Source organism: Endozoicomonas sp. ONNA2, assembly GCF_024606365.1.
Classification (GTDB): Bacteria; Pseudomonadota; Gammaproteobacteria; order Pseudomonadales; family Endozoicomonadaceae; genus Endozoicomonas.
Map to the genome: position 1 here is coordinate 1 of NZ_JAHHPO010001049.1, position 11,865 is coordinate 11,865.

The 11,865-nt window shown below is 50.3% G+C and carries 8 protein-coding genes; 3 read left to right on the forward strand and 5 right to left on the reverse strand.

The window, feature by feature from the left end; all coding sequences use genetic code 11:
- The first annotated feature begins 469 nt into the window (after positions 1 to 469).
- Together KDK14_RS18550 and KDK14_RS18555 are read left to right on the forward strand one after the other, a co-directional pair.
- Positions 470 to 1,768 carry a M18 family aminopeptidase gene (locus tag KDK14_RS18550; RefSeq protein ID WP_257266687.1) on the forward strand — a complete coding sequence of 433 codons (1,299 nt, stop codon included), beginning with the start codon at positions 470 to 472 and terminating at the stop codon, positions 1,766 to 1,768.
- A 559-nt stretch (positions 1,769 to 2,327) separates the two neighbouring features.
- On the forward strand, positions 2,328 to 4,460 hold the full coding sequence (locus KDK14_RS18555; RefSeq protein WP_257266688.1) for a carboxy terminal-processing peptidase: 2,133 nt from the start codon (positions 2,328 to 2,330) through the stop codon (positions 4,458 to 4,460).
- Here the strand turns inward: KDK14_RS18555 and KDK14_RS18560 are convergent, their stop codons facing one another.
- The 5 genes from KDK14_RS18560 to KDK14_RS18580 all read right to left on the reverse strand — a co-directional run bounded on the left by KDK14_RS18560 (position 4,461) and on the right by KDK14_RS18580 (position 9,280).
- On the reverse strand, positions 4,461 to 5,009 hold the full coding sequence (locus tag KDK14_RS18560; protein ID WP_257266689.1) for a hypothetical protein: 549 nt from the start codon (positions 5,007 to 5,009) through the stop codon (positions 4,461 to 4,463).
- A gap of 451 nt (positions 5,010 to 5,460) precedes the next feature.
- Complete coding sequence (locus KDK14_RS18565; RefSeq protein WP_257266695.1) at positions 5,461 to 6,669, reverse strand: glycine betaine/L-proline ABC transporter ATP-binding protein; 1,209 nt, start codon at positions 6,667 to 6,669, stop codon at positions 5,461 to 5,463.
- Positions 6,662 to 7,561, reverse strand: coding sequence for a proline/glycine betaine ABC transporter permease (locus KDK14_RS18570; protein ID WP_257266691.1), 900 nt, complete (start codon positions 7,559 to 7,561; stop codon positions 6,662 to 6,664). Before KDK14_RS18570 ends, KDK14_RS18565 begins: the two co-directional genes overlap by 8 nt.
- 43 nt (positions 7,562 to 7,604) lie before the next feature.
- Positions 7,605 to 8,612, reverse strand: a complete 1,008-nt coding sequence (locus KDK14_RS18575) for an ABC transporter substrate-binding protein (RefSeq protein WP_257266692.1) — start codon at positions 8,610 to 8,612, stop codon at positions 7,605 to 7,607.
- Positions 8,613 to 8,800: 188 nt separating this feature from the next.
- Complete coding sequence (locus tag KDK14_RS18580; protein WP_257266693.1) at positions 8,801 to 9,280, reverse strand: MarR family winged helix-turn-helix transcriptional regulator; 480 nt, start codon at positions 9,278 to 9,280, stop codon at positions 8,801 to 8,803.
- Positions 9,281 to 9,544: 264 nt separating this feature from the next.
- Here KDK14_RS18580 and KDK14_RS18585 point away from each other — a divergent pair, with 264 nt between their 5' ends.
- A complete protein-coding gene (locus tag KDK14_RS18585; RefSeq protein WP_257266694.1) occupies positions 9,545 to 11,521 on the forward strand; it encodes a choline BCCT transporter BetT in 1,977 nt (658 codons plus the stop codon).
- Positions 11,522 to 11,865 lie beyond the last annotated feature (344 nt).

The following is an 11,865-nucleotide window of genomic DNA, read 5'->3' on the forward strand; positions in this document are numbered from 1 at the left end:
ATTCTCCTCAGAATCAGCAATTTTTAGCCTCAATTTCTCGCAATCCTCGCTACGGACGCTATTCTCGGACAGCCTCCTGGCCCCATGCTCCCCAAGTCTCACACAAACTCCGCAGACTTTACATCCCGTCTGCCCAACGGTAGGTCTAGAAGAGATCAGTGAAAAGTAGTAAATAATGAACAAAAACTCAAGCGGAGCGCTCTACGCCTGCGCGGCCCGGTCCGATCAGGCGATGCTTTACGACGGATTTGGTAATCAAAAACAGGCTCATACGGCTGCTTGATTGAGTGACCCGGGGCAGTATTTTTCAATCCTGAAATTTGAGCTTTTCATTGGTCAAAAACAACTATCTGCTGGCAGTTGATGGCAGGCAAACATTCTTTTCCAGCCGAACTGAAAAAGGTTTACCCTGCATCATTGTGTAGTGCAATAATGTGTCGCACAAGGAAACGAACAACACGGTAGCGCCATGAGCAAAGAACATTTCAATCAGGAACTTATCCAGTTCCTCAATGCCTCTGCGACCCCTTATCATGGGGTAGCCACCATGGTGGCGAAACTTCAGAAAGCAGGTTTCCAGCCATTGAGTGAGTCCGAATCCTGGTCTCTCAAAGAAGGCGGGAAATATTACGTAACCCGTAATGAATCGTCCATTATTGCGTTTACCATGGGCAAACCTGAGCGAGGTGCCAGAATGGTGGGCGCACACACCGACTCGCCCTGCCTGAAAGTAAAACCACAACCGGAGTTGTCCAGGCACAGTTATTTTCAGCTCGGTGTCGAGGTTTATGGTGGTGTCCTGTTAAACCCATGGTTCGACCGTGACCTTTCCCTCGCTGGCCGTGTCCAATACCTCAACCACCAGCAACTGCTTTGCCATCAACTGATCAATTTCAAACGGCCTGTCGCCATTATCCCCAGCCTGGCCATTCACCTGGACCGCGAGGTCAACAGTGGCCGTGCCGTCAATCCACAAACCGACATTCCACCTGTCTTGTGCCAACTGGTCGATGGCAAGACCGCCGATTTCCGGGATCTGCTGAAACAAGAGCTGATAGATCAAGGGCACAGTGACTGTCAGGAAGTGATTGAATTCGACCTCTCGTTCCATGACACCCAAAGTGCTGCTGTTATTGGCCTGAACCATGACTTTATTGCCAGCGCCCGCCTGGATAATCTGCTCAGCTGCTATGTTGGCCTCGAGTCCCTGATCCATCACCAGCCATCAGGCGCCACAGCCCTGCTGGTATGCAATGACCACGAAGAGGTTGGCAGTGTCTCGACCACCGGAGCCCAGGGGCCTTTCCTGAAGAGCGTACTCGAAAGAATGTATGGCACCGGTGAGTCACTGACCCGGGCCATGGACCGCTCCATGCTGATTTCCACGGATAATGCCCATGGCATCCATCCCAACTATGCCAGCAAACATGACGACCATCATGCTCCGAAGCTGAATTACGGGGCTGTTATCAAAGTCAACGCCAATCAGCGTTATGCCACCAATGATGAAACCGCAGCAATTTATCGCACCCTCTGCCAGGGGATCGGCAGCAAAGTTCAGCACTTTGTTACCCGAACCGATATGGCCTGTGGTAGTACCATTGGCCCACTGACCGCTGGTGTGCTGGGCGTACGCACACTGGACCTTGGATTGCCAACATTTGCCATGCACTCCATCAGGGAGCTGGCCGGGAGTGAGGATGCCTTCGAACTGTGCAAAACGCTGTCCCATTTTATGGCCCTGACCGAACTGCCATTGACGAAATAATTGTTCAGCTACCAGGAGGCTGTCCGAGATCAGCGCCCATAGAGAGAGGGGGTGGCAGTCTATTTCCGGGTAGACTCTCAGACTCCAATGATTCGACCGATATTGCTAAAGGCTTCTGCAACGCTGCCTGGCGCAAAGTCATTCGATAAGACTGGCGGTTATATCAAAGGTTACCATTGACTTTCATTCCACCTGAACAGACCGACTATATATTCAACAGAGGACTCAAAAGAAGTCTCAACAGACTACCCTCCTGTGTCCACCTGTTGCCTTGCTGTCCCCACTCCTGCCAAATGAATCATTGATTTTTTCCAATAGCCTTGATGGAATAGCGCTTACCCAAGCATTTAACTGGCCAGGGATTAATGGCCTGATTGACATAAGATGTTCAGAATATCAAAGCCAACGGCTGTCATCCATCATGTGACTGTATTATGCTGTATTCATCCTTTCGGGGTATTCAAGAGTTTGAGGGCCTGACTTGATTAATGAAAAGCGTTTTATCGTTAGCCAGGAAGGCACACTTCAACAGACAGAATAACACGGAGCAAATGCCTCTATGATATCGAAACTGCAGCCAGCCAAAAGAATACAGCTGTTCTTTTCAGCGCTGCTTTTCACAGCACTTCTCTCAGGCAATCTCGCTCAGGCCGTCGATAAGGACATCAGCCAGCCAGTACCCACTTTGTCGCCTAATCTGCAGCAGGCCATTGCCAGTGTTCATGTGGTACAACTGCTTTCAAGGAGCCACTACCGGAAAATCCCCCTGGACCAGAGCAATATGGAAAAGGTGTTTGATCGCTACCTGGATCGACTGGACCCGAACCGAAGCTTCTTCCTGCAGTCCGACATTCAGGAATTTGAACCATATCGGAAAAAACTGGGAGACTCTCTGAAAAGCGGCGACCTCAATCCCGCCTTCGCCATTTTCAACCGCCACCGTGAACGGGCAGAAGAACGTGCACGCTTCATGCTCAAACAGCTAGAACTGGGCATTAAAGACCTGAATCTCAAGAAAAATGAAGAGCTGGTGATTGAGCGCAAGGATGAACCCTGGCTTACCAGCAAACAAGCCCAGCAACGGCTCTGGATCAAGCAGTTTAAAGACAGCGTACTGAGCCAGAAGCTGAACAATAAAACCGACGAAGAGATTATCAATCAGCTGCGCAGAAGAAATACCAACCTGCTGCGCAGGCTGCACCAGAGCAAAAGCGAAGATGCCTTTCAGACCTACATCAACGCCTTTGCCGGTATATACGATCCTCATACCCAGTACTTCTCTCCCCAGACCGCTGAAAACTTTGATATCAACATGAGCCTCTCTCTTGAGGGTATCGGTGCCGTACTTTCTGCCGAGGATGAATACACCAAGGTGGTCAGTGTGGTACCCGGCGGCCCCGCGGAGAAAGCCGGACAACTGAAACCCGGTGATAAAATCGTCAGCGTAGCCCAGGGCAAGAAAGGCAACCTCGAAGATGTGGTGGGCATGCGTCTGGACGATGTGGTCAAATTGATTCGCGGTCCCAAACACACCCTGGTTCGCCTGGAGATTATTCCCGGCAGCAGCAACGACAGCAGCACCCGGGTTTACGATATTGTTCGGGATCGGGTCAAACTCGAAGAGCAGGATGCAGCCAGCAAGATTATCGACGTACCCATGAGTGGCAAGACCAGTCGCATCAGTCGCATCGGGGTGATCGAATTACCCACCTTTTACATCGACTTCAAGGCAGCCCAGGCCGGGGACCCTGACTATAAAAGCACCACCCGTGACGTCCGCAGACTACTGGAAAAATTAAAGAAAGAGAAAGTGGATGGCCTGATTATCGATCTTCGCGGTAATGGTGGTGGCTCTTTGCAGGAAGCCAACGAGTTAACCGGGCTATTTATCGATAAAGGGCCTACCGTTGTCGTGCGCAATAATCGCGGTCGCTCAGAGCGACAGGAAGACCCGGACGCAGAGCAGCTTTACGATGGCCCCATGGTGGTGATGATTGACCGCCTGAGCGCTTCCGCTTCAGAAATTTTTGCCGGGGCCATGCAAGATTATGGCCGGGCACTGATCGTTGGCAGCCAGAGTTACGGCAAAGGTACCGTACAAAGCATCCAGCCCCTGAACCATGGACAGCTGAAACTAACCCTGGCCAAGTTCTACCGGATTTCTGGCCAAAGTACCCAGAATCGTGGCGTGATACCCGATATCATCTTCCCTTCTCTCTACGATGGCCGGGATATTGGTGAAGACACGCTGCCGGATGCCCTGCCATGGGACAATATCTCACCGGTATCCTACCGACCCTATGCCAATTTAAGCCCTTACCTGCCGGAGCTACAGAAAAAGCATGAATTCCGCACCCGAAAAAATGCTGACTTTGTCTACCTTCATGAGATGAAGGACTATTTCGAACATTATGAAAACCAGAAAAAGGTCTCCCTGAACCAGGAAAGACGACAACTGGAGCTGCAAACCATGCGCAGCCAGCGACTGGCCATTGAAAATCGCTTGCGCAAATCCAGAGGCCAGCCCTTGCTGAACAATCTGGATGAGCTGGAGGAAATCAACAACCAGGAACAGAAACAGAAGAAAAAAGACAAAGAGCCTGATGCCTTTCTGCAAGAGGCGGGTGTCATCCTGACCGACATGGTGAAAGCCAGCAATAACAAGCAACTCTTTACCCGTCGTTCCGGCTAACTAACAAGCCCGCTCCTGCGGGCTTTCTGATGCCAGGCACATTGCTCGAACTTCATCACTGAATCGCAGCTGTTCAGAAAATTTAGCGAATACATTTGGGTTTGAACGCTTCAGCTTCTCAACGTCAACGACGATCTCTGCCATTCCATCCTTAACCTCATTAGCAAATCTTTGGTTCCATTTTTCATAAGTGTCATAGACGAGTGGGGTGTAACCTGGAGAATAATAGTATTTCGCATATGGAATCACTTTAAGGATTTTACTAGAGATTATCTCGGCGGCCCTGTCCTCTAACGGTGTGCCAGAATCTAATGCTTCCCGAAATGAGTTAAAACCGGAATGCTTCATCGATTCACTGCAATATTTGGTATTATCCTCACTCACCTGATGATATCCGCAACTTATGTCCATAGCCTTTTGATATCCGACTAAGACACCTCTCTGATTACGTGCATATAGTTTCGGATCATTCTTGTGCCGGTCCGGGTGAGGAGATTTATCTTCAGGCGGTAATTGGAGTGTACAACTGTTAATTTTAGAGGGAATCATTTCAAATTATCCTTATAAGTGAGTTAAGTACGTGTACCTTTGGTTTTAAAGGTACTTTAGATATCTATTTGATTTGTGGCGCTTAGACTTTGACAACAGGAAACCAAAAAAATTCAATCTTACGTTTATGCCTGAAGTACAAAAAAGTGCTAACACCCACACAACGCACTCCCTCGCTCCACTTATGAATGCATACCGACACCTCATAATTTTGCATCGACCAATGGGGTTCGGCAGTACATTGCCACGCAGTTCCGAGGCTGTTACGAAAGTCTTGGAAGCATTACCACAAAGGCACGAAGACACAAAGTTTTTTTGGGGTTTGCCAGGGCTATGCCCGGCAAACAAAAAAAGCTTCCTTTGTGTCTTCGTGCCTTTGTGGTTCAAGGCTTTTATTGCAACATCCTCTGACCGTGGTAACGAGGTGCCACCGGTTGCAGAGCCTGGCTCACTATTGACTTGTGGCAACATCCCCAAGAACTTCAGCGAGACTGGACCGGGAAAGCTGCCCCTGCAGCTGTCCATGGTCATCAACCACGGGCAGGGGAAAGTCGGTATCCAGGGTATCGGGAATAACGGACTCCAGTATTGAGTCTGCCTGAATAGCTGGAACCGTCTCAATCAATATGGAGGTTACCTTCTTGTGATTCCCCTTTTGCATGGCCTGCTCAAGGGTCTGCTGGAGAATAACACCCTGGTAGCCATCATCATTAACGTAATAGCCAAAATCTTCAGAGGTCTTTTTCATCTGATTCAAGGCTTCATCAATGGTTTCTGCCGTAATTCGACAGGCCGGGGGTTTCATCACCGTTTCTACTGTCAATGCCCGGGCCCGGTTCACATCCTTCACAAACGCTTCAACATAATCCGTGGCCGGATTCAACAGAATATCCTCCGGAGCCCCCTGCTGAACCAGCTCACCGTCTTTCAGAATGGCGATACGATCACCTAACCTCAGTGCTTCATCAAGATCATGGGTAATAAAAACAATGGTTTTCTGAAGTTTACTCTGCAACCCGATTAACTGATCCTGCATCTCACTGCGAATCAGAGGATCAAGGGCGGAGAAAGCTTCGTCCATTAATAGAATTTCCGCATCGGTGCACAGTGCCCTGGCCAGACCAACCCGCTGTTGCTGCCCCCCTGAAAGCCGGGAGGGATATTGTTGTTCATAACCCGCCAACCCCACGGTATCCAGCCATTGCGCCGCTTTCTTCAGTCGCTCGGCTTTGGCGACACCCTGAACCGACAGACCATAGGCGACATTGTCTATCACGGTCCGGTGCGGCATCAAACCAAAACGTTGAAAGACCATGGACATCTTTTGACGCCGAAAGCTTTCCAGCTCTCTGGCAGAAAACCCGGTAATATCAGTGCCATCCACCAGGATCTCCCCCTCAGTGGGATCGATCAAACGGTTAAAATGGCGAATCAAGGTGGACTTACCGGAGCCGGATAGCCCCATAATCACAAAAATCTCCCCCGCCCTGACCTCCAGGTTGATATCCCTGAGTCCCAACGTATGCCCGGTATCCGCCAGAATCCGATCCTTGGATTCTCCCCCATGAACCCGCGACATCACCTTTTCAGGCTCCTTCCCGAATAATTTGTACAGGCCACGAATCTGGATCAGGGGCCTTGTCTTGTCGCTGTTATGCATGCCCGGCACCTCCCGAATGTTTCTGGGTTCTGCGGGCATAAGCCTGGGAAACCCGGTCAAAGATGATCGCCAGCGCAACAATGGCAAGACCATTCAACAGCCCCAGGGTGAAATACTGATTGGTGATGGATTTCAGTACCGGCTGCCCCAGGCCCTTGACGCCAATCATGGAGGCAATCACCACCATGGCCAGTGCCATCATGATGGTCTGGTTAATTCCGGCCATAATAGTGGGCATTGCCAGTGGCAGCTGAACGCCCCATAACCGTTGCCATGGGCTGGCACCATAAGCCGTAGCCGCTTCCAGCACCTCTTTATCCACCAGGCGAATCCCCAGGTTGGTCAGTCGAATGACCGGTGGTATGGCATAAATCACCACCGCTATCACCCCGGGAATCTTGCCAATCCCCAGCAACATCACCACAGGAATCAGATAAACAAATGCCGGCATGGTCTGCATGATATCCAGCATCGGCGTCACCAGCTTCCGGACCCGGTCAGAACGGGCCATGGCAATACCGACAGGAATCCCCAGCACCAGCGAGAGCAAGGTACATACCGTGATCACACTCAGGGTTCTCATGGTATTTTCCCACATACCAAAATAACCAATGGTGAGCAGGGCACCGACAACGCCGAGGCACAGCTTCCAGGAACGGCTGGCAGCGTAAGCCAAACCGATGATAACCGCCAGTATCAATAACCAGGGAGCACCGATTAACAGGTTTTCAAACCAGACCAGAAATGCGAGTAAAGGGTCAAAAAACGACTCGATCAGATCGCCATGTTCCCGGGAAAATTCCCGGTAGGCACCATCCAGAGTCTTCCGTAAAGCGATCAGGTCGCTGCGTTCCATATCCGGAAACTCAGTCACCCAGGATTCCTTAGCCATACACCTTAGCCTTTATTGTGAGAGAGAAATGCAAGTGATGACATCAAAGAGCCGCAAGCTCTTGTTTTACTTTTGCCACCACATCGGCAGGCAACCACTGGGACCATAGCGCTTCATAGTTAGTCAGAAAATGCTCCATGGCAATCTCACCATCCGCCTGATTCTCTTCCATCCAGGCCAACAGCTCATTCATCTGCTGATTAGTAAATGAGCGCATGGTCAGGTACTCATAGGCCGCAGGGGCTCGCACAGCAAAACCTTCGGTGGTGATGGTGTTGACCGGCGATGGGGGATACATCGTGACTTTGGGCGACTCACAATCTTCTTTGGTGGTACAGTTGATGAATTCATCAATATCAACTCCAGAACCGAAATCCACCTTGACCATGTCATACTTGCCCAGTACCGCTGAGGGTGCCCAGTAATAGCCAAACCAGGCTTCTCCCCGCTCATAGGCCTTGGCAATGGCACCGGACATACCAGCCCCGGAACCCGGGTCAACCAGGTCAAACCCATACTCCTCCAGTTCCAGCGCCCGGAACAAATTGGCAGCATTGATCTGACAGTTCCAGCCGGCCGGACACCCGTAAAAAGCGGACAGGCTTGCATCCTCCGGATGCCTGAAGATGGCTGACTGGTTTTTGATCCCCTTGATGGTTTTCAGGTCCGGGTCTTTTTCTACCATATATCTCGGCACCCAGAACCCTTCCTCACCACCTTCGGAAAGCGTATTGCCGGCATAACGAAGGCGCTTTTCCTCGACACCTTTATCAAAAGCCTGCCTCATGGAGTTACTCCACATTTCCGGGGCGATATCCGGCTCGCCTTTCTCAACCATGGAGGTACCTGTCGCCATGGTGTCACCGGGAACCAGCTCAACGTGACAGCCAAAGACATTCTGCAGGATAAATTGGTCGACGTGAGCAATCAGCGTTGCCGAGTTCCAGTTCATATCGGCAATGGTGACGTCACCACATTCATCCGCCGAAACAGCGACGGCAAACGGGAGGGAAACCAGTAGGGCAGCGGCAGAAAATCTTCTTTTTAGCATGTGCAGTCCTGTTGTTATTCATCTTGTTATTCATCCATTCCTGATACCGGACAGCGCCTTGCTGAATCCAGGTAATTAACCGTTTTTTTCCGGACATCAACGGGACCATAACTTACACTTCTAATGTTTAGATTTCAAATTACTTTCACCCATCCACCGGCCATATCCTCAGAGAAAAAGACCAACAATCAGGATTCTGTCCCGGCAATATCGAGAATTGGCGCGGCATCAATGGACTCAGCGTCCATCATGGCGGCAACCCGTTGCAAAGAAGAGAGAACCTGCGTTTTCTCCCAAGGCTCCAGAGCCTCAAAACGCTCAATAAATTTTTCATGCAACAACGCCGGCGCTGTTGCCAATACCGAGCGTCCGAGTTCAGTTAGCCGTGCGTTAACAATTCGTTTATCACTGGCACCTCGGACTCGCTCAAGGTACTGGCGTTCTTCCAGACGATTCAAAATCGTGGTGACTGTCGCCTGGCTCAGGGAGACATCCTGGGAAATCCGCTTGACCGTCACATCACCGAGATCACTGATTGCCTTCAACACCATGATCTGAGGCGTTGTCAGGCCACAGGCTTTGATCATACGTTTTGAGTGCAGATCCGTTGCTCGTATGATGCGCCTGAGCGAAATAAGCACGTTAGTCCAGTAACATGATTCAGTCATACAATTTACTCATCGAAGCAATTTAGAAAACTCGTGTGCTTATTTGCCACAAAATAAACAGCAACACAAACACAATTTGATCTCAAATAGTTTGAACTCTAATATATTTCACCTAGACTCCTATTAAAGTTGTACACAGGATCCTCTTCATGACTCTTCATGACTCTTCATGACGCTGTTCATGATGTTGTTCCCGCCAGAGTGTTGAAGGACTTCTTGCATACAGTTCCAAATAATTTTGACCATTAAGCAAGAGCCTGAAAGATGTCCCAACCGCAAAATCCGATGCCTTCCGGGCAAACCATCAACCCTCCGGTATTTTTTGGTTCAGCCATTTTAATACTTATCCTGGTTGGCTATACGGTTGTATTCCCTGAAGACGCCAATAGCCGTTTTAATCATCTCCAGTCCAGCATCATGATGAACGCCAGTTGGTTTTATGTCATGGCCGTCGCCCTGATCCTCCTGTGCGTCGCCTTTTTGGGGCTATCCCGATACGGTGATATAAAACTGGGTCCCGATCATGCTGAACCTTCATTCAGCTTTGGTTCCTGGTTTGCCATGCTCTTTTCCGCCGGCATGGGCATTGGCCTGATGTTTTTCGGTGTTGCCGAACCGGTTATGCACTTCCTTTCTCCCCCCCTGGGTGAGCCAGGTACGGTGGAAGCCGCCCGGGAAGCCATGAAGCTCACCTTCTTTCACTGGGGTCTTCATGCCTGGGCGATTTATGCCATCGTGGCCCTGATTCTGGCCTTTTTTGGTTACCGCCATGACTTGCCGCTGACGCTCCGTTCCGCCCTTTACCCCATCATCGGTGACCGCATTTATGGCATTTTTGGTCATACCATTGACGTGTTTGCCATATTGGGCACCATTTTTGGTGTCGCCACAGCGTTGGGTTATGGGGTTTTACAGGTTAACTCGGGGCTGAACTACCTCTTTGGTGTGGACATCAATACACATGTACAGGTCATTCTGATTGTGGTCATCACCGCACTGGCCACCATCTCTGTGGCGACAGGCCTTGATAAAGGCATCCGACGCCTGTCTGAAGCAAACCTGATCCTGGCACTGATGTTATTATTGTTGGTGGTACTGCTCGGACCCACCGTTCTGTTATTGCAGATGTTCGTGCAAAATACCGGTGGTTACCTGTCTGACATCGTCGGTAAAACCTTCAATCTCTACGCCTATGAGCCCACCGACTGGCTTGGCGGCTGGACCTTGTTCTATTGGGCCTGGTGGCTCTCCTGGTCACCGTTTGTCGGGATGTTTATTGCGCGTATTTCCAGGGGCAGAACCATCCGTGAGTTTGTTACCGGCGTGCTGTTTGTCCCAACGGGCCTGACTTTGATCTGGATGACCGCTTTTGGCAATACCGCTATCGATATGATCATGAACCAGGGAATGGCAGGTTTGGGTCAGGCGGTAGAAACAGATGTACCCATTGCCCTGTTCAGGTTTCTGGAATATTTCCCGTTCTCCAATGCACTCTCAGTGGTAGCCATCGCCATGGTCGTCATATTTTTTGTCACCTCCTCCGACTCCAGCGCCATGGTGGTGGATATGCTCGCCTCCGGGGGCAACAGCAAAACGCCAATCTGGCAGCGGGTATTCTGGTCCAGCCTGATTGGTGTGGTGGCCATGGTACTGTTACTGGCCGGTGGCCTGAAGGCCCTGCAGACCGTGACCATAGCGTCTGCCCTGCCTTTTTCCATCGTTCTTTTGGTGTCGGCGTATGGCTTGCTCAAAGCGCTGGCTGTTGATGCTGCCAAAAGAGCAAGCCTGGAAAGAACCACACTCACCCCCAAAGTGGGTCATAAACCGATTCCCTGGCAGAACCGGCTGGCGACGATGGTCAGCTTTCCCCGTCGGGCCCATGTCAATCGCTTTATTCAGGATGTGGTTCTTCCGGCAATGGAGTCCGTCGCCTCAGAACTGGGCAAACAGGGGGTAGAAAGCACGATTCAGCTGGATACCGAAAAACAGATTCCCAGCCTGGTGGTACTCCACGGCGACGAAGTAGACTTCTTTTACAAAGTGACGCCCCGCTCTTACCTGCAGCCCAGTTTTATGCTGGATGAGGAAGATGAAGAAAAACGCAAATACTTCCGTGCCGAAGTTTTCCTGAGAGAAGGCGGCCAGGGTTACGACATTATGGGCTGGACCAGTGACCAGGTGATTGGTGATATTATCGATCAATATGAAAAGCACATGCATTTTTTGCACATGGTTCGTTGACATCCTCCCCAGATAGCCGACACACGGCTACGCTGTCACAGTTTTCCGCTTACCAAGAGCGAGGAAAACTTTATCCGACAATCTGTTCTACTTTTCAGATTGCTTCGGTTCACTCAGAAGCACGAACAGAAAGCAGAGGTATTTTTAAGTTTTACTTTCCTGTCTCTGTCTTGATAGCGAAATCGCTTGGGAATTGTCTTTTAATAAGTCCCCTATTTCCGTTCACCGAACTTCGACAAGCTCAGTCCAGTCAGGTAATGAAAATAGGGAAGTTATTTCCAGACACCTCCTTAGCCCGGATATTTCATAAACTTGCTCCCGCTCTCGCTTGTCCTTTGCCGCTC

What these genes read in the sequence shown, in the direction of transcription:
- KDK14_RS18555 (WP_257266688.1), top strand. Translation starts at nt 2,328, where the DNA reads ATGATATCGAAACTGCAGCCAGCCAAAAGAATACAGCTGTTCTTTTCA.
- KDK14_RS18585 (WP_257266694.1), top strand. Translation starts at nt 9,545, where the DNA reads ATGTCCCAACCGCAAAATCCGATGCCTTCCGGGCAAACCATCAACCCT.
- KDK14_RS18575 (WP_257266692.1), bottom strand. Translation starts at nt 8,612, where the DNA reads ATGCTAAAAAGAAGATTTTCTGCCGCTGCCCTACTGGTTTCCCTCCCG.
- KDK14_RS18580 (WP_257266693.1), bottom strand. Translation starts at nt 9,280, where the DNA reads ATGACTGAATCATGTTACTGGACTAACGTGCTTATTTCGCTCAGGCGC.
- KDK14_RS18570 (WP_257266691.1), bottom strand. Translation starts at nt 7,561, where the DNA reads ATGGCTAAGGAATCCTGGGTGACTGAGTTTCCGGATATGGAACGCAGC.
- KDK14_RS18550 (WP_257266687.1), top strand. Translation starts at nt 470, where the DNA reads ATGAGCAAAGAACATTTCAATCAGGAACTTATCCAGTTCCTCAATGCC.
- KDK14_RS18560 (WP_257266689.1), bottom strand. Translation starts at nt 5,009, where the DNA reads ATGATTCCCTCTAAAATTAACAGTTGTACACTCCAATTACCGCCTGAA.
- KDK14_RS18565 (WP_257266695.1), bottom strand. Translation starts at nt 6,669, where the DNA reads ATGCATAACAGCGACAAGACAAGGCCCCTGATCCAGATTCGTGGCCTG.